Source organism: Sphingomonas sp., assembly GCF_017744835.1.
Taxonomy (GTDB): domain Bacteria; phylum Pseudomonadota; class Alphaproteobacteria; order Sphingomonadales; family Sphingomonadaceae; genus Sphingomonas.
On record NZ_JAGIAM010000004.1, the window covers coordinates 369650 to 396011 of the forward strand.

28 protein-coding genes and 1 tRNA gene are annotated in these 26362 nt (G+C 65.6%); 13 read left to right on the plus strand and 16 right to left on the minus strand.

From position 1 onward, the window contains the following. Positions 1 to 2 precede the first annotated feature (2 nt). From J7500_RS14545 to J7500_RS14570, 6 genes are all read left to right on the plus strand, one after another. Positions 3 to 884, plus strand: coding sequence for a phytanoyl-CoA dioxygenase family protein (locus J7500_RS14545; RefSeq protein WP_294062552.1), 882 nt, complete (start codon positions 3 to 5; stop codon positions 882 to 884). Next, positions 881 to 1480, plus strand: a complete 600-nt coding sequence (locus J7500_RS14550) for a GntR family transcriptional regulator (RefSeq protein WP_294062553.1) — start codon at positions 881 to 883, stop codon at positions 1478 to 1480. Before J7500_RS14545 ends, J7500_RS14550 begins: the two co-directional genes overlap by 4 nt. 123 nt (positions 1481 to 1603) lie before the next feature. Then, positions 1604 to 1723: a benenodin family lasso peptide gene (locus J7500_RS14555; protein ID WP_294062554.1), complete on the plus strand. Its 120-nt coding sequence runs from the start codon at positions 1604 to 1606 to the stop codon at positions 1721 to 1723. Between the two features lie 189 nt (positions 1724 to 1912). Then, positions 1913 to 2407 (plus strand): lasso peptide biosynthesis B2 protein, encoded by a 495-nt coding sequence (locus J7500_RS14560; protein ID WP_294062555.1) that lies wholly within the window; start codon positions 1913 to 1915, stop codon positions 2405 to 2407. After that, positions 2407 to 3477 carry an asparagine synthase-related protein gene (locus J7500_RS14565; protein WP_294062556.1) on the plus strand — a complete coding sequence of 357 codons (1071 nt, stop codon included), beginning with the start codon at positions 2407 to 2409 and terminating at the stop codon, positions 3475 to 3477. Before J7500_RS14560 ends, J7500_RS14565 begins: the two co-directional genes overlap by 1 nt. Continuing rightward, positions 3405 to 4166 carry an asparagine synthase-related protein gene (locus tag J7500_RS14570; RefSeq protein ID WP_294062557.1) on the plus strand — a complete coding sequence of 254 codons (762 nt, stop codon included), beginning with the start codon at positions 3405 to 3407 and terminating at the stop codon, positions 4164 to 4166. The genes J7500_RS14565 and J7500_RS14570 overlap by 73 nt, the downstream gene beginning before the upstream one ends. A 91-nt stretch (positions 4167 to 4257) precedes the next feature. On the opposite strand, the gene J7500_RS18555 is transcribed toward J7500_RS14570, so the two are convergent. Continuing rightward, positions 4258 to 4698 carry a sensor histidine kinase gene (locus J7500_RS18555; RefSeq protein ID WP_367112985.1) on the minus strand — a complete coding sequence of 147 codons (441 nt, stop codon included), beginning with the start codon at positions 4696 to 4698 and terminating at the stop codon, positions 4258 to 4260. Positions 4699 to 5155: 457 nt separating this feature from the next. Here J7500_RS18555 and J7500_RS14575 point away from each other — a divergent pair, with 457 nt between their 5' ends. Further along, complete coding sequence (locus J7500_RS14575; protein WP_294062558.1) at positions 5156 to 5638, plus strand: hypothetical protein; 483 nt, start codon at positions 5156 to 5158, stop codon at positions 5636 to 5638. A gap of 241 nt (positions 5639 to 5879) precedes the next feature. Here J7500_RS14575 and J7500_RS14580 read toward each other — a convergent pair whose 3' ends face one another. The 4 genes from J7500_RS14580 to J7500_RS14595 all read right to left on the minus strand — a co-directional run bounded on the left by J7500_RS14580 (position 5880) and on the right by J7500_RS14595 (position 12247). After that, the gene (locus tag J7500_RS14580) at positions 5880 to 8018 is read right to left on the minus strand and encodes an Atxe2 family lasso peptide isopeptidase (RefSeq protein ID WP_294062559.1); all 2139 of its coding nucleotides are present in this window, start codon (positions 8016 to 8018) and stop codon (positions 5880 to 5882) included. Beyond that, entirely contained in the window at positions 8018 to 10588 is a 2571-nt protein-coding gene (locus tag J7500_RS14585; protein ID WP_294062560.1) for a TonB-dependent receptor, read from the minus strand. Before J7500_RS14585 ends, J7500_RS14580 begins: the two co-directional genes overlap by 1 nt. Positions 10589 to 10664: 76 nt before the next feature. Next, complete coding sequence (locus tag J7500_RS14590) at positions 10665 to 11660, minus strand: FecR domain-containing protein (RefSeq protein WP_294062561.1); 996 nt, start codon at positions 11658 to 11660, stop codon at positions 10665 to 10667. Then, complete coding sequence (locus J7500_RS14595; RefSeq protein ID WP_294062562.1) at positions 11660 to 12247, minus strand: RNA polymerase sigma factor; 588 nt, start codon at positions 12245 to 12247, stop codon at positions 11660 to 11662. The genes J7500_RS14590 and J7500_RS14595 overlap by 1 nt, the downstream gene beginning before the upstream one ends. A gap of 458 nt (positions 12248 to 12705) precedes the next feature. Between J7500_RS14595 and J7500_RS14600 the strand changes: the two genes are divergently transcribed. Genes J7500_RS14600 through J7500_RS14610 form a run of 3 tightly spaced genes read left to right on the plus strand, consistent with a single transcriptional unit; the run spans position 12706 to position 13625 of the window. After that, a complete protein-coding gene (locus J7500_RS14600; RefSeq protein ID WP_367112986.1) occupies positions 12706 to 13170 on the plus strand; it encodes a thermonuclease family protein in 465 nt (154 codons plus the stop codon). A 43-nt stretch (positions 13171 to 13213) separates the two neighbouring features. Next, on the plus strand, positions 13214 to 13411 hold the full coding sequence (locus tag J7500_RS14605; RefSeq protein ID WP_294062563.1) for a hypothetical protein: 198 nt from the start codon (positions 13214 to 13216) through the stop codon (positions 13409 to 13411). A gap of 1 nt (position 13412) precedes the next feature. Then, positions 13413 to 13625, plus strand: coding sequence for a DUF5818 domain-containing protein (locus tag J7500_RS14610; RefSeq protein ID WP_294062564.1), 213 nt, complete (start codon positions 13413 to 13415; stop codon positions 13623 to 13625). A gap of 248 nt (positions 13626 to 13873) precedes the next feature. Here the strand turns inward: J7500_RS14610 and J7500_RS14615 are convergent, their stop codons facing one another. After that, complete coding sequence (locus J7500_RS14615; protein ID WP_367112987.1) at positions 13874 to 14023, minus strand: glycoside hydrolase family 97 C-terminal domain-containing protein; 150 nt, start codon at positions 14021 to 14023, stop codon at positions 13874 to 13876. Between the two features lie 79 nt (positions 14024 to 14102). Between J7500_RS14615 and J7500_RS14620 the strand changes: the two genes are divergently transcribed. Further along, entirely contained in the window at positions 14103 to 14420 is a 318-nt protein-coding gene (locus tag J7500_RS14620) for a hypothetical protein (RefSeq protein ID WP_294062565.1), read from the plus strand. Here J7500_RS14620 and J7500_RS14625 read toward each other — a convergent pair whose 3' ends face one another. From J7500_RS14625 to J7500_RS14650, 6 genes are all read right to left on the minus strand, one after another. After that, a complete protein-coding gene (locus J7500_RS14625; RefSeq protein ID WP_294062566.1) occupies positions 14421 to 15002 on the minus strand; it encodes a helix-turn-helix domain-containing protein in 582 nt (193 codons plus the stop codon). Between the two features lie 377 nt (positions 15003 to 15379). Further along, positions 15380 to 16300: a hypothetical protein gene (locus J7500_RS14630; protein ID WP_294062567.1), complete on the minus strand. Its 921-nt coding sequence runs from the start codon at positions 16298 to 16300 to the stop codon at positions 15380 to 15382. A 7-nt stretch (positions 16301 to 16307) separates the two neighbouring features. Beyond that, entirely contained in the window at positions 16308 to 18911 is a 2604-nt protein-coding gene (locus J7500_RS14635; protein ID WP_294062568.1) for a hypothetical protein, read from the minus strand. Beyond that, positions 18908 to 19711 (minus strand): fimbria/pilus periplasmic chaperone, encoded by an 804-nt coding sequence (locus J7500_RS14640; protein WP_294062569.1) that lies wholly within the window; start codon positions 19709 to 19711, stop codon positions 18908 to 18910. Before J7500_RS14640 ends, J7500_RS14635 begins: the two co-directional genes overlap by 4 nt. A 118-nt stretch (positions 19712 to 19829) precedes the next feature. Then, positions 19830 to 20522, minus strand: coding sequence for a hypothetical protein (locus J7500_RS14645; RefSeq protein ID WP_294062571.1), 693 nt, complete (start codon positions 20520 to 20522; stop codon positions 19830 to 19832). Positions 20523 to 20737: 215 nt separating this feature from the next. Continuing rightward, positions 20738 to 21283 carry a hypothetical protein gene (locus J7500_RS14650; protein ID WP_294062573.1) on the minus strand — a complete coding sequence of 182 codons (546 nt, stop codon included), beginning with the start codon at positions 21281 to 21283 and terminating at the stop codon, positions 20738 to 20740. A gap of 352 nt (positions 21284 to 21635) precedes the next feature. Between J7500_RS14650 and J7500_RS14655 the strand changes: the two genes are divergently transcribed. Next, positions 21636 to 22052 (plus strand): hypothetical protein, encoded by a 417-nt coding sequence (locus tag J7500_RS14655; protein WP_294062574.1) that lies wholly within the window; start codon positions 21636 to 21638, stop codon positions 22050 to 22052. 224 nt (positions 22053 to 22276) lie between these two features. Here the strand turns inward: J7500_RS14655 and J7500_RS14660 are convergent, their stop codons facing one another. The 3 genes from J7500_RS14660 to J7500_RS14670 form a co-directional block, all read right to left on the minus strand. After that, entirely contained in the window at positions 22277 to 23764 is a 1488-nt protein-coding gene (locus J7500_RS14660) for an integrase arm-type DNA-binding domain-containing protein (protein ID WP_294062575.1), read from the minus strand. A 174-nt stretch (positions 23765 to 23938) separates the two neighbouring features. Beyond that, positions 23939 to 24013: transfer RNA gene (locus J7500_RS14665), tRNA-Gln, on the minus strand. Between the two features lie 22 nt (positions 24014 to 24035). Continuing rightward, on the minus strand, positions 24036 to 25133 hold the full coding sequence (locus J7500_RS14670; RefSeq protein ID WP_294062576.1) for a branched-chain amino acid aminotransferase: 1098 nt from the start codon (positions 25131 to 25133) through the stop codon (positions 24036 to 24038). An 80-nt stretch (positions 25134 to 25213) separates the two neighbouring features. Here J7500_RS14670 and J7500_RS14675 point away from each other — a divergent pair, with 80 nt between their 5' ends. Then, on the plus strand, positions 25214 to 25702 hold the full coding sequence (locus tag J7500_RS14675; protein ID WP_294062577.1) for a helix-turn-helix domain-containing protein: 489 nt from the start codon (positions 25214 to 25216) through the stop codon (positions 25700 to 25702). A gap of 24 nt (positions 25703 to 25726) precedes the next feature. Here J7500_RS14675 and J7500_RS14680 read toward each other — a convergent pair whose 3' ends face one another. Then, positions 25727 to 26362: a hemerythrin domain-containing protein gene (locus J7500_RS14680; protein WP_294062578.1), complete on the minus strand. Its 636-nt coding sequence runs from the start codon at positions 26360 to 26362 to the stop codon at positions 25727 to 25729.

A 26362-nucleotide genomic window follows, 5' to 3' on the forward strand; every position in this document is an offset into this window, starting at 1 on the left:
GGATGACCCATGCAATCGCAACCGCACCTGCTGCCGAGGATTGGTCGCGGGTGCTTCTCGAGCGCGGCTATTGCATCGTCCGCGGCGCGCTGCCGGCAGCGACGATCGCGGCGCTCGACCGCGATCTCGCGGGGGATTTCGCGCGCACGCCCTTCTGCCAGGGTGGGTTCTACGGCGCCACGACCAAGCGCTTCGGCCGACTGCTGGTCCGCTCGCGGCATGTCGAGGCGCTCGTGCGCCACGAAGCGGTGCTCGGCGTCGCCGAGCAGGTGCTTTCGCCGTGGTGCGACCGCATCCAGCTCAACGTAGCCCAGGCGATCGCCATCCACCCAGGCGCGCCGGCGCAGCTCCCGCACCGGGACCAGGACATGTGGCGGGCGCCGGCGGGCATGCCCGAATACCTCGTCAACGTCATCTGGCCGCTGACCGACTTCACCGCCGCGAACGGCGCGACGGTGGTATGGCCGGGCAGCCACGGCGCGAACGCACTCGAGCCCGAGCCGCCATGCGAGCCGATCGCCGCGGAAATGGCCCCCGGCGATGCGCTGCTTTTCCTCGGCTCGACTCTCCATGGCGCCGGCGCCAACCGCACGGCCGGCGTGCGGCGTGGTATCGTCGTCGGCTATTCCCTGGGATGGCTCAAGCCCTATGAGAACCAGTGGCTCGCCTATCCCCCGCAGGTAGCGCGTCACTTCGCGCCGGAACTGGCGGCGCTCGTCGGCTATCGCCAGCATCGTCCCAACCTCGGCAACTATGAGGGCCAGTGCCCATCGGTCCTGCTCGGCGGCGACGCCTGCGCCCCGCTCGGCGCAATCGATGCGTTACGGCCCGACCAGGCAGCGATGGTCGAAGCCTTTGCGCGCGCGCAAGGTACGGCTCCATGAACTCGGGACCGACCACCGAGCGCGTCCATGACGCGCTCAAGCGGCGGATCATGGAACACGGCTTCCGGCCCGGCGAGCGGCTCGACCCGGCGCTATTGGCAGACCTGCTCCTGTCGAGCACCACCCCAGTGCGTGAGGCACTCAACCAATTGCTCGGCGAAGGCTTGGTCGAAGCCCGCGCCGGTGGCGGATTCCATATTCCCTTGCTCGACGAACCGGGCCTTCACGACCTTTATGACTGGTCCGAAGCATTGCTGCTGCTCGCGGTGCGGAACTGGTACGAAGCGGGCGAACTGGCGGCGGGGCCGAGAGACGCGAAGCCCGCCGATCGCAGCGCGGCGCTGTTCCTTGCCATCGCAGAGCGGTCCGTCAATCGCGAGCACCGCCGCGCCATCGGACAGCTCAACGGACGCATGCACGCGGTGCGCTGCATCGAGCCGCATATCCTCGGCGGGGTATCCGAAGAGCTGGACGCGCTGGGCGCGTTGCTCGAAAGCACGAACCGCGGAGCGCTGCGCAAGGCGATCGGAGCCTATCACCGCCGACGGCGCCAGGTGGCCGCCGCGATCGTCCGCGCGGCATATCGGGATCCCTGACTGGCTCGGCCAGGGGCGATATTCGGCATATAGAATCGGTATAAATTCGGGATGCGGCCACCGGAATCCTAGACTCCTCGCCGCTGCGGAAATGCGCAGCGCATTGTAACGAGGAGCAACGTCATGGAACGCGAAGACGATGTGATCGAGCTGGGTGCCGCCAGCGTCGAGACCAAGGGTCCCGGCGGGCCGACCGACGATGTCGGACTGGGGATTTTCCCCCTCGGCCTTTCCGACGACTGAGAGCGTGGCGCGCAGCGCGAAGCTGCGCGCCATCCTCGTCATGGGCCACGCGCTGCGCCAAGGCTTGAGCTTCTGCCGGGTCGGCGGACGTTTCGTATTCCTCGTTCTTCCGGCCGACCGCTATTTCTGCCTGTCGCCTGCCGCTGAGCGGGCACTCGCCGCGCTCGTCGACGGGGCACGCCTGAGGCGATGCCGCCGCCGCTCGCGCGTCTGCTGCATCACCTCCCCGATCCGGGGACACCGCTCCCCTGCCCCGGCCCCGAGCGCGCGCGGATCTCGCTCGCTGCGGAGGGAGGCTCGGCGTCGCCCGCGACGGTGGTCCAGATGGTCGCACGGCGCCTAACCAGTCGCGCCGCGCTTCGGCTCTGGTCGCTCGAGCGCGTCATCGCGCGGTGGCGGGCGCGCAAGACCTGCTCGACACGCGGCGGAGATGCCGACGCGATGGCGAAGCGGGTGGCCTCGGCCTATCGCGCCTCGACGCTGATCCTTGGCAGCCATGACCATTGCCTGCCGGATTCGCTCGCCGTGGCCTCACAGCTGCTGCGCTATGGCGTGCGAGCGGAGCTGGTCCTGGGCGTCAAGCTCGACCCGTTCCAGGCGCATTGCTGGGTGCAAATGGGCGATGCGGTGGTGAACGACAGCCTCGACGCCACGCGCCTGTTCACGCCGGTGCTGGTGGTCTGATGCGCGCGCGCTACCTCGCAATTTTGGCTACGGACACCGAAGACGGCCGCCGGGCCGCGGCGAAGGCGCGCGCCGCCTGCCGAGGCGGATCGCCGTACAGCGTGGTGGTCGATCAGCCCGACTTTGTCCTGATCACCGACGGCAAAGCGCCAACGATCCCGGTCGGTCGCCACGAAGGCATGGTGGTGGGAAGGATCTACTCCCGTTCGGGTGGTCCGCCTCTCTCGAAGCTCGACGGCAGTTGGATCCATATGATTCCGAGCTCGCACGGCGCAGTGCTCATGGAGACCTTTTGGGGCAGTTATGTCGCCTTTGTGCGCAGCTCGGGGCGCCGTCAGATCTCGGTGCTGCGCGCCCCTTTCGGCGGGCTCGCCTGCCTGGTGGCGCGCTCGGGTGCCGCGCTGCTCGTAGCCTCCGACCTCGAGCTGCTCGCGGTCGCGGGCTGGCGCCCCGCGGGAATCGCCTGGGACCAGGTGGTGCTGCATCTGCTGGCGCGCGATCTCCGGCGCGCCAGGACGTGTATCGCGGGCCTGGAGGAGCTGCGCGGCGGGGAGCGTCTCCTGCTCGCCGAGGACCGTGTCGAGCGTGACCCGGTCTGGACGCCGTGGGCGCATGCCGGAATCGCCTCATGGGCCAGCGACCGTGCGGCTGGGGTCGAGCGGGTCCGGCATGCGGTGCTCGCCGCCGTCACGTCGACGACCGCCGAGGCGAAGCACCCACTGCTCCTGCTCTCGGGCGGGCTCGATTCCTCGATCGTCGCGGCATCGCTCCGCGCGAACGGTCGCCCGTTCACTGCGCTCAACCTTTCGGGTCACGGCGCGATCGGCGACGAACGGGAGTATGCCCGCGACGTGGCGCGCGCCTGTGGCGCCGCCCTGGTCGAAGAGCAGTGGCAGGTCGCGCAGGTCGATCTGACGCGTTCAAGCCCTGAACTGCTGCCCCCAACCCCGCGCGCGCCTTCATGCAGGCGACCGACCGGATCACCCAGCGAGCGGCAATGGCGGCGGGCGCCGACCTCGTGCTCGACGGCGGCGGTGGGGACAATGTCTTCTGTGCACTCCAGTCGGTAGCGCCGATAGCCGAGGCGTTGCTGCGCCGCGCGCCGCGCAGCGAGATGCTCGAGGCCGCGGGAGCGCTGGCGGCACTCGCGCAGACGAGCGTCGCCAAGATATTCGTGCGCGCATTGCAGCGGGCGTGGCTACGCTCTGCGGCCTATCGCTGGCCGACGGACACGCATTTGCTGACGCGCGAGGCGATCGCCGCCGTCGGAAAGATCGAGAACCAGCCTTGGCTCGTCCCGCCTCCGGGCGAAGGCCCCGGCACCGCGGCGCATGTCGCGCTGCTGCTCGCCGCGCAGGGCTGGGCCGAGCGGCTCGACCCAGCTCCGATTGCGCGCGAATCGCCACTGGCGACACAACCGGTTGCGGAAGCCTGCCTCAGCGTGCCCGCCTGGCGTTGGTTCGGGCAGGGCCTGAGCCGCACCATCGCGCGCGATGCCTTTGCAGACCTGCTTCCCCAGTCGGTCCTGTGCCGCGTCTCGAAGGGGTCGCCCGACGGATTCGTTGCCCAGCTGTTCGAGCGCAACCGCGGCGTCATTCGACCGCTGCTATTGGAGGGACGCCTGCGCAGCGAGCGGATCATCGATACCGCGGCTATCGAACGCGCGCTGGCCGATCCGCGTCCCGCAAACGGCGCAGACTATCGGCGGATCATGCGGCTCGTCGATGTGGAAGCCTGGGCACACAGCCTGGCGATCTAGGTCATGACCCATTGCCGATCTGCATTGGGGGTCACCTTGCATTACGTGCGTCCGAGGTGAGCGTCGACGATGAGCAGTCGGATCGGGGACGTCATCTACGGTGCCTTTTCGGGAGGGACGTATCCAGCATCAGCAACCTATCGAGAATCGACGCGGGATCTTCCAAGTATGCCGCCCTCGCGGGCAAGCTCACTGCGACCTCGGTGCCGCCGCCGACCCGGCTGTCGATGGTCAAGCTGCCTCCGATGCGTTCGGCACGCTCGCGCATGCCACGGAGCCCGAAGTGACCGGACCGCCCACCGGCACGGAGGATTTCGTCGGGTATGCCTTGTCCGTCATCACATACCGACAAGCTAAAGCGCGTCCGGCCCCAGAGGATGAGGATCTTGATTGATCCACCGGCCGAGTGACGCAGGGCGTTCCGCACCGCCTCTTCGCTGATCCGCTCGATCTCCTGTCGCGCAAGCGGGTGCAGGATTCGCGGTGAGCCCTCGGAGGTCAGAGAGACAACAGCTCGATGGCCTCCGGTCATGGCGGCTGCCGCCTGGAGGACCGCTTGTCCGAAGTCGGCAAGGCTGGGTTCGCTCCTCAGGTCGCGCACCTGGCCCAGAGGGTCGCAAGCGGAATGACCAATGTTCGAGCCGCTCGACTAACGTGAGCGTCTAGATCTCGCGGTCCAGCTGCGGTTCGGTACGGCTGATTGACGGCCTTCCCGATTCGGGTCCAGTCGCAGGGTACGGCTACAATCGCCAATTCGCATCGGCTGCTTCTCGCAGCGCCATCTATCGCATGGTTGATGATCTTGCGCGCGAGGTAGAACGAGCTCGAATCGGGGTTTTCACCGATGTGATCCCGCATGGCGGAATAGTATGGCTCGCTTGCTGTAGAACTGTCGGACCACTTTTCGAGAATAGACGGCGAGGAGACGAGCGCATGCGCCCGCGCGTTCTCGGCATCGTGTTTCATGCTCGCAACTTGAAGGAGCCTAAATGCGCATGCTTTCATTCAGGAGCGCTGCAGCCGCGTTCGTCTCGATCCTCGCTGCAGCCTGCACGACCACGGGTGTCGGTACGGGTCAATCGCCGACCAGTACTGTCGGCGCGGCCTTCACCTGGACACAGACCAGCAGCACGAGAGGCACCATGGTTGCCAATCTGACCACTGGCGAGGTTTTCCAGGGCCCGATGTTCCAAATCACCCAGGAAAGCCGCGTCACCGATTTCGGTCCGCTTTGGACGGGCTGGGGTAGGGGTTGGCGCCGCGGCTGGCACGGTTGGGGCATGTGGGGGCCCACGCAGGAGACCATCACCCACTACACCGGGCAGGTGCTCGCCAATCTCCAGGGACCTGGCGGTTACATGCGCTGCCGCTTCTCGCTGATGCGACCTAGTGCAGGAATGGTAGGCGGTGGCTCGGGTGAATGCCAGCTACCCAGCGGCGCGATCATCAACGCGCAGTTTCCGCCGCGCTGACACGGATCAAGGGTCCTTCCAAAACCTTGGCTTGCGGCCGCCGTATCGACGCAGCCCCTGCTCGCGCACGACGTGCTGGCGCCGACCTTGGTGTTCGCGGCGTGCCCCTTTGAGTCCTCACTCTGACGGACGGGGCGAGTGAGGGCAACCTCGTTCGCGCGATCCGCGGATCGGCGCAGCAGGGTACGTCCCCGCAGGCGACCAGCCCCTACCAGTCGGCCGCGGCCGATCCTCCGGCCGATTACTCGCTTCCCCGCGCGTCCACGCCGCGTGGCTTCGCGGGCCTTCGGGAGGCGAGCGCACGCCAGTGCGCGGCTTCCGAGGGCTCGGCAGCGTCCGCATTCTGCCGATCGCGTAGCCAGAAATCGAACCAGGCGAGATTGCGGCGATAGACGGCAAGCCGATGCGCCGGCTGCCATTTGATGTGGTGCTCAGCGGGAAAGACGAAGAGATCGACCGGCTTGCCCTGCTCGCGCAACGCCGTGAATGCCTCGAGCGCCATGACATATTCGTCTTCGGCCAGTTGCATCAGCAACGGCGTGTCGATCTTTGCCGCATTGAGTGCGAGCGACGCGGGCCCCCAGAATCTGCGGTCGTCCGCCGTGGCGGGCGGATAGCCGATAGACCGCATCCGGTCGGCATAAGCCGGTCCCATCACCGACATGATCGTCCAGGGCTCGAGGCAACAGGAACTGATCGCCGCGGCGGCGAAGCGACGCGTGTTGACGAGCGCGAAGCCTACGGTCGCGGCGCCGTCGCTAAGGCCGGTGATGCCGACACGCTCGGGATCGGCGATGCCCCTGTCGATGGCCAGCTGGACGCCTGCGAGCACCGCCGACAGCAGGCTCTTGCGCTCGCCCCACCCCTCGACATTGGCGGCATTGACGTCCTCATAACTTTTGACCTTGGAATTGGCGGCGGCGAAATAGGCCGGGCGCTCAATGCTGAGCACCGCGAATCCGGCAGCCGCGAAGGCGTGGATGGGATATTCGTCGCCCGTTCCTCCGCGTAGAAACCCGTTGCTCGAATATTGGGTGACGATGAGGGGAAGGCGCTTGTGCGCGCGATAGCCCGGTGGAAGCACCAGATCGCCACGCACCTCGAGTCCCAGGTCGTTGCGCCAGAACAATCGCGTCACCTTTCCCAAACGAAGCCTGGCGAACTCGGGATTGGCTTCGAAGAACCGGCGCGACGCGCCCGAGACCGGATCGATCAACACGAGATGGCGGGGGTCGGTCGCACCCTCGCGCGCGCAGACAAGCTCCGCCTGCGCAAGCACGCAGCCATCGAGGATGTCGGTGGTCACCAGGATCCGGCGCGGCGCCCGATCGCCCGGCACCCACCGGTAGAGCGCCATCTCCCCGTTCGCCCAGCCTTCCCGGCGGAGGAACAACAGTGTTTTCCCGTCCGCCAGCCACCACAATCCGGTGATCCGGCCGATACAGGCCCGCGCGCAGTCGGGTTGGCGGGCCCAGGGCCCGCTGACGCGCAACACCGGTTCGCTGAGCGGCGATGTGGCGCTGCGCTCGACCCAGGCACGGCGTCCCGGTGCGACAGCGACAGGGTTGGGGGGAATGCCTGCGGCGCCTTCGGGCTCGATCAGGCTTCGGTCGGCGGGGGTCGCGGGAGTTGGACCTGCGTCGCCGGCGAGCTGTACCACCCGATATTCGATCGGCGTACTGGCGCGCGGCTGCGGCGTCGGTCCCCGGTTGGGAACGAAACGCGCATCGTAATGGAAGCCGATCCGCGCCTCGCGCGCAATCTGCGCGCGCTCGACGAGTGTGGCTGGCCGGCTGGTGACGACGAGCGCCTGTCCGTCCGGCCGCCAGGCGAATTGCTCGATATCGACCGGCGATCGAGTGAGCGGGCGGGCGGTCCCGCCGCTTGCGGGCACCAGCCAGACCTGCGTGATCCCGCCGTCGCGCCGCGGGTAGGCGATCCAGCGGCCGTCGGGCGACCACTTGGGCGCGACCGGCTGGGGGAAACCGGTCTCGGTGCGCAGCCCGCGATAGTCGCCGACCGAAAGGATGGGCTCTCCGCCGAGGTCGAGCAGGCGCGGCTGCGCGCCTGGCCTGAGTTCCAGAAGCACGAGTCCGCGACAATAGCGGTTCGCCTGCGGATCGGGCCGGCTCAGATAGAAGGCGATTTGGCGGCGATCCGGCGACAGGGCGAGCGGGCTTGGCCAGCCGAGCACCGAAGCGTCGGGAAGCCCGATGTCGCGCAGCCGGGCGAGATCCTCGACGGTGACCGGGCGACGCGCTCCCGTGCCGCTGTCGTCCGGCAACAAATCGGCGCAGGTCGCGCTCGCCGCCCCCATGCCCAGGAGCAGGGCCGCGAACCCGGCCGCGCCCGCCAGCCGCGCGGCGCGAAGGCCATGCATCACCATTTCCTGCTCAGCCCCAGCGCTACGAAACGTCCGACCGCAGCATAGTTGGTCGAGTCGTAGGGCGTGTCGTAATAGACCGAAGTCGCGATCGTATCCGGCGTGTCGTTGAAGAGGTTCTGGACGGTGAGCGTCAGCTCGGTTCCTCCCAGCGCGACGACATGGCCGGGCACGCGATAGCGGGCGGTCAGGTCGAAGCTGGTCATGCCGGCGACCCACTCCGCGGGCGTCTGTCGCGGGTCGGTGACGCCACCGATATGGCTGAGCGTGCCGGCAAGCCGCAGCGCTCCATGCTCCCACGCCAGCGTCCCGCGCCCGCGCCAATGCGGCGGGTTGAACAGCGTGCCGGCGAGGGGCTGGACCGGCTGGGCGGGAGCGAGCCGTTGGTCGCTCACCAGATAGGTCGCGTTGAGCCCGAACTCGAGCGTGTCGGCGCCGATGTCGGCACGGTAGCCGAGCAACGCGTCGACGCCCCGGATCGACTGGCGGCCGGCATTGACGTTGGCGCCGTTGGCGACCGCCACCACCTTGGCCGGGTCATAGGCCGTGCCCGTTCCGTTGACGAATTGGTCGGCCACCGCCAGCAGCGCAGCCTGCATGGCCGGGCTCGGGTTGAAGCTGATGCGATCGCGGTAGATCGGGTTGGCGAGCGCCTGCGAGAGCAGCGGTATCGGGTTGACGATGCGGTCAACATAGCGCGTCGAGAAATAGCCGAGCTCGAGCCGCGCGCCGGGGAGCGCTGCCGGTTCGAGCACCGCGGTTGCCGACAGGCTCTGCGCCCGCTCGGGCCTGAGATCCGGGTTGCCGCCGACCAGCAGCAGCGCGGTCGATCCCGCCGGATAGCCGGTACCTCCGAAGGTGGTCACCGGATAGAGCAGTGCCTGCTGGACCTGATATTGCTGGATGAAGCTCGGGGCGCGGAACGAGCGCCCCCAGCTTGCCTTGAGCGTGACGGCCTTGTCCGGCGAATAGACGAGGCCGAACTTGGGGGTCACCACGGCATCGATCCCGGCATAGCGCTCGTAGCGGACCGCACCGCTCAGGTTGAGACGGTGCGCCCAGCCAAGCTCCTGTTCGGGCGAGACGATCGGCAGCTCGACTTCGCCATAGGCATAAAGGACCCGCTGCCGCGCATCGATGTTCTGGGGGGCGCCGGTGCCGCGAAAGAGCGCGAAGTCGTTCGCGCGCGCGCCCACCCCCATCGCGACCCGCGCCGCGCCGCCGGGAAGCGCGAACAGCGGCCCGTCGGCGGCGAGTTCGACGCTTCTCGAGCGATTGTCGTAGCGGCCGCCGGCGGTGCTGGCGAACCGGTCGTTGACGAAGCTGTCGCCGCGAAAGCGGGTAAGGCTTCCTCCCAGGGTGCCGGTAAGCGCGAACCGCCACGGCTGCCGGGTCCAGCCGAGCTCGAGCGCCACGGCATGCGAATCCGAGCGGAAGCTTTGCTCGGTGCGGCTGACCGCGAGATCGCCGGCAAAGTTGAGCGGATAGAGGATCCGGCTCGACCGCTCGCTGTAGAGCGCGTCGATCTGGATCGAGAGCCCATCGCCGAGACTTTGGTGGCCGCTTGCAGCGACGGCGTGCCGCGCGCTTCCGGGCAGAAGGGTGATGCCCGGGCGCGCAGCGGCATAGTCACGGTCGGCGGCACGGATCAGACTGTTGTCGCTATAGTCGTAGGCGAGGAACGCCCCGCCTCCGGCCCAGCGACCGCCGAAGAGCGCGCCATATTGCTGCTGGACGTTGCCGCCGTCGGTTGAACCGCCGAGGCGCGCCCGCGTCTCGATGCCCTCGAAGTCGCGCTTGAGCAGGACATTGACGACGCCGCCCACGGCATCCGAGCCGTAGAGCGCCGAGGCGCCGTCGGCGACGACCTCGATCCGCTCCACGGCTGCGAGTGGGATCGCGGAAATATCGATGCCCTGGCGGGCGGAATCGTACGGCATGCGCCGGCCGTTGAGCAGCGTGAGCGTCGCATCGCTGCCGAGTCCGCGCAGGTTGAACGACGCCCCCCCGCCGACATTGCCCCCGGTGCTCGAAGGCACGTTGAAGCCGACGCCGGGATTCTGACCACCGCCGAAGCTCTGCGGGATGCTGCGAGCGACCTCGCCCAGATCGGACTGGCCAGCATCGCGGATTGCCGCCTCGCTGACCGACACCACCGGGGAGGCGACCACGGCGCCGCGGATCCGGCTGCCCGTCACGACGATCGGTTCGGCTTCTGCCGCGAGGTCCGGCTGGCGTGCCGGCTCGACCCCTTCGATGACAAAGCCGTCGTCGATGGCGCGGTAGCGGAGTCCCGAGCCGACTAGCAGCGCGGTGACGGCCTCCTCGACCGTGAACTCGCCCTTGAGTGGCGGGGCAATTCTTTCGCGCAGCAATTCCGCGGGCGCCACGATGCTGCGCCCCGACATCGCTGCCACGCTGCGCAATGCCGCGGCCAGCGGCTGGGACGGAAGATCATAAGCGTGTCGCGCTGCCTGCTGCGCGAGCGCGGCGACGGGCGCGAACAGGAGCACGGCCGGTGCAGTCGAAATCGACGCCAGCAGCGCCGTCTTGCGGATGAAACTCATTCTAGCCTCCCGGGGCGATGCTCGCTCGGCATCGCTCGGGGGGCTTCACACCTCGAACCCGGCTACCCCTTGGAATTTATTTGGAGGGCGTGGCCTCGCGCAGTTCCAGGTTTGCGGCGCCGTCGCGGGAGATCGTCAGCTCGAACATCGCGGCGACCAGGCGCGCGAAGCCTTCGGGGTCCTTCGCCTTGAAGGTCCCGGTAAAGCGCCGCTCGCCTGTGGTCGCGTCGGCGAGGCGGACCTGCCGCGCATTGTAGCGGTTGAGCGCCGCGATCACCTGCCCGAGCGGCACGTCCTCGAACGACAGCATCCCCGACGGCCAGCGCGTCTCTGCATCCCGTAGCGGTTCGGGACTGATCGCGCGCGATGCGTCGCCGAGCACAAGCCGGTGTCCGGACTGGAGCGGATAGACTGGGCTTGTTGGAGGCGCGGCCCTGTTGGGCCGGACATCCGCCGTGCCACGCAGGAGCGAAACGGTCATCACATCGCCGCGCAGGTCGATATCGATGAGGCTTTCCTGCGCGACCACCGTGCCCTGCGCCGCTTCGACGATGAACGGGCGCGTGTCGCGCGCCACTGCGAACCGCGCGCGACCGCGCTCGAGCGCGACGCGCCGCGTTTTGCTGTCGAAGCGAATATGGACGCGGCTATCGGTATCGAGCGTGGCGAGCGAACCGTCCGGAAGCGTGTCGGTGCGAACTTCGCCGAGGAGGGTGGCAAGACGAACGCTGTACTGGGACGGCGAGGCCGGTTCCCGGACCAGCGGCAGGCAGACGACGACCAGCGCCGCCGCCGCTGCAGCCGCGAGCCCCAGCCGCGCGCCTCGGCTGCGAAGGCCGGATTTTCCGGCCCGATGGGCCCGCCCTACCGGGGTATGGGCCGCCCTGCCCGTCCGCTCCCAGCTGTCGAGCACGGCATCGTAGATGTCGGCGTGTCTCGGGCTTTGCATATACCAGCGTTCGAAGTCCGCATGGTCTTGCGGTGCCCCGGAATTGCGCAGCCGCGCGAGCCACGCGAGCGCTTCCTCGCGCAGCTGCTCGTCGGTATGCGGCGCGTGCCCCCCGGACGCCATCAACGCGCCCTCAGCGCGCGGTCGAGATGTGCGATCGCCTTTGTCATATGCCACTCGACGCCTTTTATGCTGAGCCCGGTGCGTTTGGCGATATCAGCGTAGCTTTGGCCGTCGAGCCGATGGGCAAGGAAAATCGCGCGCGTCTTGGGACGCAGGCGCATCAGCGCATTCTGCAGCCGGTTGAGCTCGTCGCGTGCCTCGGTCGCAGCAACGAGATCGGCACCGACGAGCGGTACCTCTTCGGCGGGGACATGGTGCGCGAGTGAGCGTTGCAGCGCGGCGCGGGCGCGGTTCCGCAGCAGGTTGGTGGCGATCTGGCTCAAATAGGCCTCCGGCTTGCGGATCGGGCTCGCACGCGTCGCATCGGCCTTGGCGAGCCGGGCAAAGCTTTCCTGGACGAGATCATGGGCATCCTGGCGGTCGGTCCTCCTCGCAAAGAAGCGGAAAAGCCGCGGCGCCTGCGCATGGTAGAGGTCGGCAAGCACCAGTCGCTCGGACGCTCGGACCCGGTCGTCAGGCGGCAGCGGATCGCCTTCGTGCAGCCGCGCTACCATGAGCGCGTCGAGCGTGTCGCCGTTCACCCGCATCGCGCGCTCCCGCCTTGCTGCGGACGCTGCGCGGCATATCCGGCAATTGCGTGTTCTTCTCCCGTCATCGGCCCGCCTGCTCCTTCGCGAGACGATGCCGGCGCGAGCCGGGTGTTGAGAACATGCTTGAGCCATGCGCCGACGCCTTTGGCCGTAATCGGCTTGGACATGCGCGTCGGCCACCCGGCCGCTCGAAAGCGGGGTCGTCCATCCCAAGCGAGGTTCTCACGCCTCGACGCCGACTTCTTCAGCGCACGAAAAGACTAACGCGCTGAAACGCGGAAACAAGCCCTCGCGCAATGAAGGACATGGCGAAGCGACTGAGCGGGCAGTCCCCACTCGGAACTTATCATTTCCGTAGTCGCGCAAAATGACGTCTTGACCGGGGATGTGCGTAACGGCCGGGTGCGACGCGTACTAGACCTTCTGTTAATCTGATCCATGACAAACCGGCACCCATGAGCAGGCTCTTCCCTACCCTCATGATCCTGGCCGGCGCCGCGTTGGCAGGCGCCACCGTCGGCGTCGCGCCGGGTTTTGCGCCCCGCCAACCGGCCGCGGCCGCCACCGACGCCGAACCGCTCGCCGACTGCCGCGTCGTCGACGGCGACACCTTGCGCTGCGATCGCGAGCGCATCCGCCTGCTTGGCATCGATGCCCCGGAAGTGGCCGGCCATTGTCGGCCCGGCCGCAACTGCGTACCCGGCGATCCCGTCGCCTCGACCGACAGCCTGGCGGCTGCGCTGACCCCGCCACTTACCATCGAGCGTGTCGGCACCGACCGCTACGGCCGCACGCTTGGATTGGTGGCAGGCCGAGGCGGCGATCTCTCCTGCTGGCAACTCGATCACGGCCAAGCCGTCTATGTGTCGCGCTGGGACAATGATGGCCGACTTGCCGCCATCTGCCCTGCTGCCCGCTGAAAGGCGCTGGGCGGTCGCCGTTACCTGCGCTAGCTCGAAGACGATGGTCGACGAGCGCGAGATCTGGGCCTGCGCCAATCTGCTGCTGCGCCAGCACGGCGACGACGCCTGGTTTGTTGCCTCGCAGCGTGCCGACGAACTGCTGGCGCAGGGAGATATGAACGGGCACCGCGCATTCGTGCGCATCCTCGCGCGCATCCGCGAACTCGAGGCCGAGACTCCTTCCGGGCGCGTCCACTGACATGCCGAGAGGCACACGCCACCGGCTTACCGGCCTGCTGCTCATGTCCGCGCGCGGGCCCGTGCTGCAGATGGACGATGGCGGGATCTACGCGCTCGACCTGGATCGCGCCGCGACCGATCTGGTTGGGCAGCGCGTGACAGTCGAGGGCGTGCGCTCCCGGTTTGACCGAATCGACGTGGAGTGGCTCGGGCCGGCCGATCGTCGCTCCTAGGCCACTGTTGCGGGCGCGAGGCGTCGGAGGTGGGGCTTTCACAGGCGACGATCTATTTTCCTTCAGATCGACGCGCATGCAGCGCAACGCGATTGGCTCGCGAGCAAGGTACCGGCCTTCCTCAAAGGACCGTTCAGAAAACGCGATCGAGAAGGAGACCAGAACATTAGCGATGCGTAGCGGGTGCCCCGCACCATCGGAGCTCGGAGTTGAGCGTGAGAGGCTGGCGCGCTTTGCGCGGTGCCAAGCTATTCGAGCGTCCGGAAGCGGATCGCGGTACCCCCGCCCGGCGCAAGGTGGAGGGCAAGCACGTCCGCACTCGTCACAATCCGCTTCTCGATCGTATAGCTGATCGGATTGGTGCGAAAGTTGGCGCCCGGCCCATCGCGGTAGATCAGGCCTCAGTGTATCGAATTGGAGCGCGGCCGCTTAACCGCTCGATTGCGGTCGCCCTACTTCTCGCCATAGCATGAATATATGCAAGGATACGGGAACACTGAGCGGCTCACCGAAATAATCGATACTCTGATCGAGGGGCATGCCCTGCTTGCTTCAACGATTTATATCGAATTGATCAACCTCGGTATCTTGAAGCCCGACGTGGCCGCGCAACGATTGCATGCCTTGAGTGATCTCGCCGGCAGTCCTCTGCATCGGCATCCCGCGGTCGCGAAAGCGATGGCTGAGCGAATTCGCGACTATGCCGACGGTATTGCCGAGGCGCCCCCATTGGCGCTCGCGCCGAAGTCAGGAACGATCTTTCGCGTCATAGACGGCGGATTGGTCTCGAAATAGCTACGCTCGGTGGCGCTTGGGATCGTTGCTTGCTCCCGGCAGCTTACGGCAGAGGTCCTGATCAAGCGACCATCCCTTGCCCCTGCTGGAATGGATGAGGTCGCGGCCGTCGCCGGCGAGCTTCAGCTTCTGACGAAGCTTCGACATGAAGACATCAATGGTGCCACTGGCCGCTTTCGTCTTGCCGGCATACAGCCGGTTATGGATCGTCATGCGGTCAACCGTGTCAGGGGTCGCGCTCCATAACAGATCGAGGATCTGTTTCTCCGATTCAGTCAGGGCGAGCTGCCGGCGGCCGATACGATATTGTCCGTCGTCGCACCGGACGAGAAGGCTCAGGAAGCCGTTCGCCTGCCCGGCCGCAGACGCTTCCGAGCCGAGTGCCGCCAGGACCATCTTCACCAGTTCGTCGCGCTGGGACGCAAGCGCACTGCCATTATTTTCTACGGACCCGGCGTCGGAGCGGACAGCGGAAATCGCCTGTTGGACCAGGGAGAGGCTCTCCTCAACGAGTTGTCGGGACTCCAGGAGCCTTTCCTCGCATTGCGCGAGCAGCGTTTGAAGCGGATCCTTATTCAACATTTCCCACTCTGCAGCGTCGTCCCCTCGTCTGCATCACCGAAGTTTCCTGCCAAGGTGTTAACAACGAAGCCGGACGCTCCGGGAAAACGCAGCATCCGGTGGCCGGTGGCAACCTTAATAAGATGAAACACGCTTATTCAGCGTCCAGTTCCGCGCGCCCGACGAATTCGTCACTTTGATCCTTCGCCGGCGTTACTGCCGAGACCGATTGCGGGCGCGGTCAACACCCTGCGCATCGGGGATTCGCCTCGCCACGCCCATCGCGGCAGTGGCGCGTGGCTCGGCGACACTGGAGAGCATGATCACCAGTCTGGGTCACGCTTTTGATCGCGGCCGGTCCCTCACCGGCGCGCGAAATGTCGGTTCAGCCTGCCGCATCACCGCGGAGCGATGGAAACCGTGATCAAGTCCGAATACAGGCCTGCGCGCTTGCCTGCGACGCTACCGATTGCGAAGCGCATCGGCAGGGCGTCGGTCGTCGGGGTAGCTCCTGCGGAGGTGTAGCTAGCAGGAGAGGTCAGCGAAAGCGTCTCCTCGCCCACCATGAGCTGATAGGGTATGCTCCAGCCAGCATCGGCCATTTTGAGCGTGCCATTGTTCTTAGACACAAAGTTGAGGCTGTATGCCCGGGTGCTGGCAACGCGGAGCTGCAGCGGCACGGCTGCGACGCCTTCGCTTAGTTCGCCCAAGTCGACAAGGGCCTGCCCGCCGCTGCGCCGATACTGACCGGAAAGTCCCAGCACCGCCGAGGGCAACACATTAACGCCCAGAACCAGCGAGCGCGAGGCGAGCAGATCGCCCCGCCCCTGTTGTTCGGCCACGAGTGTCACATGTTGGCTGTAGAGCCCGTCACCGATCAGGCCATCCTCATCGACCGAGAACTGAAAGCGGACGACCTGCTGCGTGTGCGGCTGCACCACGACCGGGCGCTGTGTCGCGCGCCCGAGCGTCCGCCCCGAGGTCGGCGTCGCATTGCTGTTCGAGAACTCGTCGAGCAACGTGTAGGCGACTCGGCCTACGTGCCCGTCGCGCGCGAGCCCGAAGGCCTCATGATCGATCGTGAAGACGGGATCGAAGGTGCAGGCCGCGCCACCTTCATTGTTGAAGATCACGTCGTAGGTCGCGATCGGCGGGTTCGAGGCGAAGGGATCATAGCCCTGGATGATCCAGTTGCTGGCGCTCGCGTCGATACGCAGCGCACAATCGGCGCGCGCAATCGATTGCGGCTGCGCCCAAGCCATTGGCGTCGACGACAGCGCCGCAGCGGCTGCCAGGGAGGCGGAGATCAGAATTTTCATAGTCACCTCAATTCGAGGGCCTCAATATCATGGTCTTCAGATCAACGAGGCCCGTCGTGTCCGCCGGCACCCGGAAATTGAAACCCGTGTTTCCTGCGCCGACTTCGACGCGATACTCGGTCGCCGGCCGCAGGTTCTGGATTGCGAAACGCCCCACCGAATTGGTGAAAAAGGGTAGCGGTTCCTTGTCCTTGCCGTCCTTGGCAATGACGCGTCCGCCGACGAGTGCGACTGGTTTGCCATCTGCGAAGGTCAGCACGCCAGCGGCGCTCGCAAAGGCGTCGGTTCCGATCTTGAGCTTGTAGCCGCTGTGATATGCCGGGTTCACCCGAACCGTGCCGGCACCGATGTCGTATCCTGGAGGCGGGTTCTCGACGTCGTATTGGATTGGCTGGTTGACGTAGCTGTTCAGATAGCCGTTAACCGCAGCGCCGAAGGTGCCGCTCTTGCTCATATAGTCGTTGTTGACCAGCGACTGCCCGGCGACCACTTCATGACCTTTCAGGTTGCTGTGTGGATAGAGCAGTGCAAAGCTGTCGTTGATGCGCCGCCCGACGCCGACCACGCCGTCAGCGAAGGCAATCGACGTGCCGACGCGCAGCGAGGTGATGTTGGTTCGGCCGAACCCGTCCAAATTGGGGCCGTAGCTGGCCTGGCTCAAAGTCGCATCGAACCGGTTGGAGAGATAGTCGGCATAGGCCTGTACCCCAACACCGCTTTCATCGCGGGTCGCGGTCGCTCCGTACCCCAGGCTGCCGATCCCGTTCGACGAGGAATGCAGATAAGACAGCGAGCTGGTGTCGGTGCCGGTGTCGTGTCGCGCTTCCAGGCGATCGCGGTAACTCGGCTGGAACACGAGTGAAATGTTGAAGCCGAGGCCTTTTCCTCGCGCCAGCTTGGTGTCGAAATGGGAATATTCCACGCCGGCCCGTACGCTGAAGCTGCGGCCGATATAATAATGGCCGAAAGCGCCAATCCTGTAGCTGTCGTTGCTGTCGCGGCTCTTCAGATAGTTGCCGCTCATCAATAGCGAGAGCTGCTGGCTGATCTGGCGTGTATATTGACCGGCGATCGAGAGCGCGCTGGTATTGTCCGGGTCCGGCGAGGAAAGGAAAGCATAGCGGCGCGACAGATAATCTGCGCGGATGCTTGCCGAATCGACCAATCCACCCCGGTCGATCATCTGATCGAAGCCGAAGCCGGCGGAGAACCCTGAGCCGGCTTCGCGCGAATGACTGAAGCCGCCATCGAGCAGCAGCCGCGATCCACCGTGGAGCACGAACTGCGTCTGCCCCGTCAGCGTCTGGACGCGCGCGCTCGCCTGCAGGCCTATGCCGATCGCCGGCGCATCAACGAAAGCCTTGCGGTAGAAACCGGAGAAGGCGACCGGACCGTCATAAAGCGGCGACCGACCGAAGTTGGCGCTCGTCGGGCCAATATATGCGGCATATTCATAATCCCCGGGCACCAGGTCGATCGGGTCCAGGTACTGACTGTACGCCATTGATTGCACAGCGCCCGAATTGTCGCGGATTTCGATCTGGACGTCGTTGCTGCCTGCGAGCAACGGCAGCGAGCTGAAATCATACGAGCCGGCATCGAGACGCATCTCGCGATACAGCACGCCGTTGCGCAGGATTCGTACGCTGGCGTCGCGCTGGAGGACGAGCTGGCGGTTGCCCTGCAGCACCGACGCACGATAGGGATCGAAGCGCTGCCGCTGACGGCTGACCCCCACACCGCCGATCTGCACATAGCCCTGCTGCCCCCGTACTTCGGGATTGAGGTCGCCCACATACCAGCGCCGATAGTCGGCCGGCTCGTCATAGACGAGGCGGGCATAGCTGCGATCGAAGCGATAGGCCCGATCCTGCGCACCCCGGCTTCGGAACTGCCCGTCCCCTTCAAGGACCATCCCGCCATATCGGATTGCGGCGTTGAGCGCGACCGTGGGCGGCTCATCGAAATCTCCGCGCCAATCGCGGGAGTAGAAGCCGTTGATGTTGAGGAAGGCAGCGAGGTCGGCAGGCGCCAGGTCTATCGTTGCGTCGCCGGGGTTCGGCCGCGCGAATATCTGCTCGAGAGCACGCTTCGACGGATCGATCGTCAGCACGACGACCGCAAGACTGCTCGGATCATATTCGAACGAGATTCCTTGCGGTTTCAAATCGTCCGATTCCAGCCGGTCCTTGCCCGGTGCGGCGTTCATCAGCTGATCGCGGGCTTCAGGATTGAGCAGCGGAGCGATCAGCGCCTCGAACGGCTTACGCTCCACGAGCAGGCGATCGTCGAACGTGAGCCGCACCGCCATCTCACCCAGCGGCCGCTGCTTGAAGAGCAGCGGCACCGTCATGTCGAGGTCGCGGTCATAGGGATTGATGTCCGGCCGGCCATATTTGCCGATCGGCACGCCCTGCGTCCCCTTCTGGCCGAGGGTGGGTAATTTATCGACATCCGTCCCCCGGCCTGGAAGGGGCACCGGCACCGATTGCGGCGGCGGCGGAGACGGAGTGGGCTGCGACCGCGGCAGCGCGACGGAGACCTGCGCCATCGCAGTGCCGCTCGTCAGGCAGAACCACGCAGTCGCGCCGAGCAGGCGGCTCCGGATCATTTCATGAACTTGACGGTGATCGGACCCGGCCCGAAGGTCCTGGCAAGCGGGAAGCGGAACACACGCCTGCCGCCCGCAGGCACGTAACCGCTGCCCACACCGCGACTCAGATCCTCCTCGGAAATCACGACCCTCGCCGGCTTACCTGCTGGGTCCTTGCCCTCGAGCACCCACTTCAGGGCCGCCATCATCGCATGGCGGCGTCCCGAGTTCTGCATCGTGATCTCGATGCCGGGCACCTTGGAGGGCAGAGGGTCGCCCGGTTTTGCAGTCGGAGCAGCGGGAGGCTGAAAATCGATCTGCTTGGCCGAAATGGCTCTCACATTTGGCTCGGCGTTGGGAGGCGCCACAACGACCAGGGCCTTCATGTGATAGACGACCTGGACCTGAGCGCTGGCTCCAGCGGCCGCGGAATCGGCGGGGATCGGAAGCTGGTTTACCGACAGGTAATAGGCTTGCGAGACTGGTATGTCTCCGCCAACCCATTGCAGGCGGATCACCTGGCGCGCTCCCTGCGGCAACATTCCCTGAGGTGGGAAGACGACAAAATCCGCATCGGCCGGAGTTTCGCTCGGCACGCCGTTTTCGTCGAAAGTGAGCCGCGATATGCGCGTCTCGAACGGCAATCGGCCCGCGTTGAGGTTCTGCACTTCGATGCGGGCGACGGCATCGCTGCCAACCGTGGCCATTTCTACGATCATTGGCGACACGCGCATCGCATAGACCGATGCCGCGCACATGGTGGTCGCGGCCACGACGATGGCCGACCGCACCGCGATGCGATGGAAACTGCAGAACACTGGCGAGGCCCCCACCCCATTTACCTGCGCACGGATACGCGCGCATTCTTACTCAATATTTGAAGGGGGAGGATCGCCTCCTCCCCCTTCTGTCAGCATTACTGCCGGAACATGCCGCTCAGAGCGCAGTGAGCTCGACGGTCAGCGTGTCCTCATAAGTGCCGGCAACCAGGGCCAGCGACGGCGTCGGAATGTCGACGTCGATCGTCATGGCCGAACGCCACGCGCCGTAGTTGCTGGTGTTGCTCGCGACGCTGGTGCCCACGGTCAGTGTGCGGGCAAGGTTGGTCGACTGGCCCGCCGTGGTGCTCGTCGGGGCATTGAAGCTGGCCGTCACCGAGTACGGAATGCTCTTGGTGAACTGAGTCGAATCATAGCCGACGCTGCTGTTATTGTTGACCAGGCCCGCAGCGCTCTTGGTGATGGTCACGCGATTGTTGAAGTTGCAGCCGGCGGTCGAGGTGGTGATGGTGACGTTGGCGTCGTCCACCATGTCGAACGCGTCGTTCACCGCAGTGTTCGCCTGCGTGTTCACGCCGATCGTGCCGAGATTGACGGTCGCCGGAGTCGAGCTGCCGCCGTAGAAGGAGCAGTCCTTGTTGACCGCGCCGGTGATCAGCCACTTGCGCGTGACGCTCGGCGAGGCGGTTTCCGTGTTGCCTTCGGCGTCGGTGGAGACGTCGTAGGAATAGGCCGGCGCCGGCGGCCCGGGAGGGTTGTGGCTGTGACCGAAGTCGCTGTTGCCCTGGGCGTGCGCAACGCCGACGGTCGCGAGCAGCGCAACGGCCGCTGCCGAAAGAAGTTTCTTCATTCTTATATCCCCACTCTGGTCGGCGCTCCCGGCGTGATTGCCGAGTCGTTCGCCGGTATTGAATATTCACTTATCCGTCTCAGGCCTTCAGCAACGTTCAGGCCGAAGCGACTGCTCCGATTTCAAATAATGAGATCGTAAGCAGACGATGTTTTGGCTACCTCGACAGAGACAACCGGGGCGCGACCCATTGGGTTCGTTTATATTTATTTTATTCAGTTCGGCGCGATCGTCACCTCGATGACTTCGCCATATTGTCCAGCAAGAAGTCCCGCCTCGCTCGCTACATGGCCCAGACTGAGCCTGAGCAGCAGCCCGTCGATGGCGATACCCCCAGCACTGGAGATCGACTGCCCCCCGGCGAGCGATCGGCTGTCGAAGGCGCGCGAAATCAATTCAGCGGTCGGCCGGCGCACCGGCAGTTCCACGTCGAGGCTGTACGGCACCGCGCCGGCATAGGGTCCTTGGCCGTTCGGAAGGTCGGTGTGAGCGAGCGCGCCGTTCTGCGCTTTGATCACCATCGTGAAAGGCACGTTGCAGTCGAACGCGACCCGGACCGCAGCGAACTTGCCAGGACGCGTCAGGTCGCCAAAATCGGTTGACGGAATATCGCCCATTTCGCAGCGCTGCGCGATGGCACCTTGGACCGCGATATCCAGCGATTTGACGTTCGAGATCTCCTGCGCCTGGGCCGCGCAAGGGATGACGAGAGCCGCCGCCGCTGCGGAGCGCAGCCCCCGGCGACAGAGCACGCCCGCCATGGCCGAGACTGCCTCCAGTCCCGACGCAATAAGTCTTCGCCGCGCGTGGGCGCGTGTCCGGCGTGTCCCGGAGCTCATCCCCATCCCCCTGTGAGCTGTCTTAATATTTAATAAACATTGTCGCGGCGTGAGTCGATCTTAATCGATAGTTAATGAGTCTCGGTTCGAAACATTAAGGGTGCGCCCAGCCGGAGCTGCGCACCTGGACAGGTTCGCAATCGGCAAACGCAAGCGCGGGGAACCGATCTCGTGCACGGGCGCTGAATGTTGCGAAACCATTCACCATCCGCCGCAACCATATATTCAAGCGGGGGTGAGATGACGGTTCGTCACATACGAGCGGGTGTCACGCATGCGGATTCCTTCGATCATCAGCTTTCTGGCGTTAATCGTCGCCCTGTGTGGATCTGCCGCCAGCGCGCAATCTACCGCAAGCGGAACGGTCAACCTCAAACTGACGGTTCCCGTGGTTTGCAGGGTGACGCACCAGCCGTCGATCAGTGCTGCCGGCGCTGGTTACAGGCTCGGTGAGCTGCACGAGTATTGCAATTCGGCCCGGGGCTATGTGCTGGCGCTGGATTATGCCCCAGGTACCATGAAGGGGGCGGTCATTTCGCTGGGTGATGAGCGGGTGGTGCTCGATGGGTCGGGGCACGCGGTTGTCAGCCGGGTCGAGGGCCCCCGAATCCGTGACCGCGAAATCTATGCCGAAGCAGGTCCCGACGGTTTCGATACCGATCGGCTCCAGTTCGAAATCCAGAGTTCCTGACCACCAGCGATCCGGATGAGAGCTTCACATCTGTTTCGCAAAAGAATGCCGTGCGGCGAGATTGACTCCTCGCTGCTCGCGCTCCCGCTTCTCGATTTGGATGGCGGCATGCGGGGATCGACGGCGGTCACGCTCGCGAACCTGCCCGAGCCGTAAATGTTGCGCGTGACCTGCATCTGTCGCCGGCACGAATCCTGTTCCGCCTTGGTGAACACGTCGCCCCGTCAGTGCCCCAGCTCGCCAGCGCCTTGCCCTTCGCATCGGCGGAGCTGGACGATGCCGAAATCGGAATCTGCCGCCCCGCGCAGCGCGGCGGCGCTGAAATGGCTCAACTTCGCGTCACAATTCTCCGCGCTGGGGGTCACAACCAACGGCTTGGTGATGTGGTGCGGGCGCAGCATGTCGCCTAACGCCGGTGCATCTATTGCGAGCGCGGCATGCCGCTTCGCGACGAGCGACGGGACCTCAAGAGCGTCCGCGACACCTAATTTCCGCGCGATGCCCGCAATCTCGTTCTCCCATGCGAGAAACCAGGCAGCCTTCTCATCCTCGAGCTGATAGCCGTCATAGATGCGCGCAAGGCCCGTTTTCACATGGTTCAGCATCGCCTCGGCCGTCTCGAAGTCGATCCGCATGCGCTTGGTGTTGCTGCGAGCGGTTCGCCGAAAGTCGTGTGGGGTGAATGTCTCGATCTGCCTGCCGGCAAACTCAGACATTCGCGCGAGCACACGGTCGCGCGCCTTGTACCATCCAGCGCGGCGTGGCCCTGCCACGCGCTCTGCCGGGAAAACCCATTCAACATCGGTCGTCATCAGCGCGCGACCCCAAGGCCCAAGTGCAATTGCGTGCGGAACCCGGTTTTTTGTCCGTTCGCCCGGGATGGTCCAAACACCTTCGTTCAATTCGTCGGCGCGTGCCCAGATCATCTCCGATATTCGGACGGCCGTCAGAAGCCACACGAGCATGCCGCGCCGGAAATCCCGCTCCTCATGCGCTACGGCTTTCAGGAACCAGCCGATCTCCTCCAGGCTAAGCTTGCGCTGACGCGGCATCTCCGAGAACCGTAAGTCCCCCAGCCGCCGCGAAGGGTCCACTTCCAGTCCCACTTCGAGGCCGCGCAGGCCGGCAGCCCATCCGAAGAAGACTTTGAGCTCACCGGCTAGACGGTTCGCGCGCACCTTCGCGGTCTTGCCTTTCTTTATGACGAGTTCGATCAGGTCCCGCTCGGTGACCAGATGGATCGATTTACTGGCGAGCTCGGGCGCGATGTCGCAGCGATAGATATCGAGCTTGTCCTTGATGGTGCGCGGCTTGTTCTTGCGCTTGGCGCGCGAGGCACGGCCCTCATGTACCGCGGCCATGTAGAGTGCGTGTGCCCGGGCGACAGTCATTTCGTTGCGCGCCTTTTCGGCGCGCAGCCGCTCCTCCTCGGCGCGCTTGGCAACGCGTGGATCGATGCCGGCCTCGACTTGCTCGTTGATTGCGGCAGCCCATTCGCGTGCCGCAGCGAGCGTGCGGGCGGGAAAGCGGCCAAAGGTCAGTCGAATCGGAACGCCGACCGCAACCAGCCGACGTTCGTATTTCCAGACCTTCTTGCCGCTCTTGAGCACCTCGATCATCAGACCGGGCGTTCGAATGTCGTGAAGTTTTCCCCTGGAAAGCGCGTCGATCGCGGCGGGGGTGAGCGCCGAAGTTCCTGAATTGCTTGCCATGTGCCGACTCCAATGTCGGCTCCCCGGCGCAGAAAATCACGTGAAGAATCATGGGAAAAGTGCGGTCAAATCCGGGCCAAACGAGTCCAACTCGGTCTCATTGATTTGCCGGCAGATTCTCCATGTCCCCCCTTCGTTTTCAGCACCTTAAGAGCCGAAATCAGAGGGAAGCGATGGCTGGGGCGGGAGGATTCGAACCTCCGAATGACGGTACCAAAAACCGTTGCCTTACCACTTGGCGACGCCCCAACGAGCGGCGGCTTATAGCCGTCTAGAACAGCCGTTCAACCCAGCCGTGCGGATCGGGCGCGGTTCCGCGCTGGATCGCGACGAGCTGCTCGCGCAGCTTGCCGGTGAGCATGCCCGGGCCGCCGTTGCCGATCGTGAAGTCGAAGCCGGTTCCGCGCACGCGCCCGATCGGCGTCACCACCGCGGCAGTGCCGCAGGCGAAGGCCTCGCGCAGCTTGCCGCTCGCCGCATCGGCCTTCCACTGGTCGATGCTGTAGCGCTCCTCGCGGATGTCGATGCCTTCCGCGCGCGCCAGCGTCAGCAGCGATTCGCGTGTGATGCCGGGCAGGATCGTGCCGCTGAGCGGCGGCGTGATGATCGAGCCGTCCTCGAACACGAAGAAGACGTTCATCCCGCCCAGTTCCTCGACGTAGCGGTTCTCGACGGCGTCGAGGAACACGACCTGGTCGCAGTCCTTCTCGATCGCCTCGGCCTGCGCAACGAGGCTAGCGGCATAATTGCCCCCGCACTTCGCCGCCCCGGTACCTCCCGGCGCCGCCCGCGTGTAATGCTCGGAGACCCACAGCGTCACCGACGGGGCGCCGCCCTTGAAATAGGCCCCCGCCGGCGATGCAATCACCATGTATAGATATTCCTTTGCGGGACGAACGCCCAGGAAGGTCTCGCTCGCGAACATGAAGGGGCGCAGATAGAGCGAGGCGCCCTCGCCCTCCGGAATCCAGTTGCGGTCGACGCGGACCAGCTCGCGGATCGAGCTGAGGAACATCTCCTCGGGCAGCGGCGGCATCGCCAGCCGTTCAGCGGATTCGGCGAAGCGGCGCGCATTGGACTCGGCGCGGAACAGCGCAGCGCCGCCGTCGGGCGTGCGATAGGCCTTGAGCCCCTCGAAGATCTCCTGCGCATAATGAAGCACGGCGCAGGCGGGGTCGATCTGGATCGGACGGCGCGGCTCGATGCGCGCGTCGTGCCAGCCCTTGCCCTCGGTATAGCGGATCACCGCCATGTGATCGGTGAAGATCTTGCCGAAGCCGGGATTGGCGAGGAGCGCTGCGCGGTCGACTTCGCTGACCGGCTGGGTGTGCGCTTCGAACTCGAAATCCAGGATCGTCGTATCTTCCATGTCACCTTCCCGAAATCGGCATCCGACTCTGGGCCGGATCGGCTTGCGGACGACTAGGCCCGGGGGCTAGAATGGTCAACATGGCTGCCACAATTCCCGCATCGCCGCTGTTCCTACGCGAACCCGAGATCCGCCGGGGCATCGAGCTGCTTTATTTCGGCTATGCCAATCTCACGCGCTCGATCGACGCAGGCCTCGCCAAGCAGGGCCTAGGCCGGGCGCATCACCGAGCGCTCTATTTCATCGCGCGCAAGCCAGACCTGACAGTGAGCGAGCTGCTCTCGATCCTGGCGATCACCAAGCAATCGCTCGGCCGCGTGCTGGGCGAGCTGTCGGAGCGCGGGCTTGTCGAGACGCGCACCGGCGAGCGCGATCGGCGCCAGCGGCTGCTGCGGCTCACGCCGGCGGGCGCGGCGTTGGAATCCGAGCTGTTCGACGCGTTGCGCGAGAAGATGTCGTCGGCCTATTCGAGCGCGGGCCAAGGCGCGGTCGGCGGTTTCTGGGCAGTGCTCGAAGGGCTGGTGCCGGCGGACGAGAAGGCGCGCGTCTCGGGGCTCGGGCGCCGCTGAGCGCCTTCGCCCCAAGGGCCGGGTTCAGGCTACCTTGAACCCTTCCTTGTTCATCGCCGTAGTGAGCAGTTTGTTCTTCTCATCGCTCAGCTGCTCGCGCAGCATCGGGAAGAGGCGTGTCTCCTCCTCCTGCATGTGCTCTTCGATGTCGGCACGGAACTGGCGGATCTTGGCGATCCAGTCGGGCGAGGCGGTGGGCGTGGTCTCCAGCTCGTAGAGATACTGCTTCACATAGCCGTGCTCCTTGGTGAGCGCGTCGGCCGCGTCGCGCTGGCCGATCTCGCGGAGCGCGGGATAGATCACATTCTCTTCCTCGACCGCGTGCTTGAGCAGCGCGTGCTTGAGGTGCGTGAGGCCCATGTTGCGCTTGAGGGTCGACTTCTCGTCGGTCGCCTCGAGCGCGTCGAACAGCTTGAGTACCGCCTGGTGCTCCGCCGCCAGCGCCTCGTCCCAATTGCCCGCGAGCGCCGTCGGCGCCTGCACCACTGCCTTGCGGCCGAGCATCGCGAGGATGCCGAGCGCCGCGCCGCCGGCGACCGCGCCGGCCACCATGCCCAGCCCGTTGCCGCCACCGTTGCGGCCGTTGCTGCTCCTGGAACCCGAAGACGCCGAAGACCTGAACCGTCCCTTGCTGTCACGCGTCGCCGTGGTGGTCGCCAT

Bases quoted from the DNA above. Each gene is read 5' to 3' on its own strand.
- J7500_RS14545 (WP_294062552.1), top strand. From the start codon at position 3: ATGACCCATGCAATCGCAACCGCACCTGCTGCCGAGGATTGGTCGCGG.
- J7500_RS14550 (WP_294062553.1), top strand. From the start codon at position 881: ATGAACTCGGGACCGACCACCGAGCGCGTCCATGACGCGCTCAAGCGG.
- J7500_RS14555 (WP_294062554.1), top strand. From the start codon at position 1,604: ATGGAACGCGAAGACGATGTGATCGAGCTGGGTGCCGCCAGCGTCGAG.
- J7500_RS14560 (WP_294062555.1), top strand. From the start codon at position 1,913: ATGCCGCCGCCGCTCGCGCGTCTGCTGCATCACCTCCCCGATCCGGGG.
- J7500_RS14565 (WP_294062556.1), top strand. From the start codon at position 2,407: ATGCGCGCGCGCTACCTCGCAATTTTGGCTACGGACACCGAAGACGGC.
- J7500_RS14570 (WP_294062557.1), top strand. From the start codon at position 3,405: ATGGCGGCGGGCGCCGACCTCGTGCTCGACGGCGGCGGTGGGGACAAT.
- J7500_RS18555 (WP_367112985.1), bottom strand. From the start codon at position 4,698: ATGACCGGAGGCCATCGAGCTGTTGTCTCTCTGACCTCCGAGGGCTCA.
- J7500_RS14575 (WP_294062558.1), top strand. From the start codon at position 5,156: ATGCGCATGCTTTCATTCAGGAGCGCTGCAGCCGCGTTCGTCTCGATC.
- J7500_RS14580 (WP_294062559.1), bottom strand. From the start codon at position 8,018: ATGCATGGCCTTCGCGCCGCGCGGCTGGCGGGCGCGGCCGGGTTCGCG.
- J7500_RS14585 (WP_294062560.1), bottom strand. From the start codon at position 10,588: ATGAGTTTCATCCGCAAGACGGCGCTGCTGGCGTCGATTTCGACTGCA.
- J7500_RS14590 (WP_294062561.1), bottom strand. From the start codon at position 11,660: ATGGCGTCCGGGGGGCACGCGCCGCATACCGACGAGCAGCTGCGCGAG.
- J7500_RS14595 (WP_294062562.1), bottom strand. From the start codon at position 12,247: ATGCGGGTGAACGGCGACACGCTCGACGCGCTCATGGTAGCGCGGCTG.
- J7500_RS14600 (WP_367112986.1), top strand. From the start codon at position 12,706: ATGAGCAGGCTCTTCCCTACCCTCATGATCCTGGCCGGCGCCGCGTTG.
- J7500_RS14605 (WP_294062563.1), top strand. From the start codon at position 13,214: ATGGTCGACGAGCGCGAGATCTGGGCCTGCGCCAATCTGCTGCTGCGC.
- J7500_RS14610 (WP_294062564.1), top strand. From the start codon at position 13,413: ATGCCGAGAGGCACACGCCACCGGCTTACCGGCCTGCTGCTCATGTCC.
- J7500_RS14620 (WP_294062565.1), top strand. From the start codon at position 14,103: ATGCAAGGATACGGGAACACTGAGCGGCTCACCGAAATAATCGATACT.
- J7500_RS14625 (WP_294062566.1), bottom strand. From the start codon at position 15,002: ATGTTGAATAAGGATCCGCTTCAAACGCTGCTCGCGCAATGCGAGGAA.
- J7500_RS14630 (WP_294062567.1), bottom strand. From the start codon at position 16,300: ATGAAAATTCTGATCTCCGCCTCCCTGGCAGCCGCTGCGGCGCTGTCG.
- J7500_RS14635 (WP_294062568.1), bottom strand. From the start codon at position 18,911: ATGATCCGGAGCCGCCTGCTCGGCGCGACTGCGTGGTTCTGCCTGACG.
- J7500_RS14645 (WP_294062571.1), bottom strand. From the start codon at position 20,522: ATGAAGAAACTTCTTTCGGCAGCGGCCGTTGCGCTGCTCGCGACCGTC.
- J7500_RS14650 (WP_294062573.1), bottom strand. From the start codon at position 21,283: ATGGCGGGCGTGCTCTGTCGCCGGGGGCTGCGCTCCGCAGCGGCGGCG.
- J7500_RS14655 (WP_294062574.1), top strand. From the start codon at position 21,636: ATGCGGATTCCTTCGATCATCAGCTTTCTGGCGTTAATCGTCGCCCTG.
- J7500_RS14660 (WP_294062575.1), bottom strand. From the start codon at position 23,764: ATGGCAAGCAATTCAGGAACTTCGGCGCTCACCCCCGCCGCGATCGAC.
- J7500_RS14670 (WP_294062576.1), bottom strand. From the start codon at position 25,133: ATGGAAGATACGACGATCCTGGATTTCGAGTTCGAAGCGCACACCCAG.
- J7500_RS14675 (WP_294062577.1), top strand. From the start codon at position 25,214: ATGGCTGCCACAATTCCCGCATCGCCGCTGTTCCTACGCGAACCCGAG.
- J7500_RS14680 (WP_294062578.1), bottom strand. From the start codon at position 26,362: ATGGCGACCACCACGGCGACGCGTGACAGCAAGGGACGGTTCAGGTCT.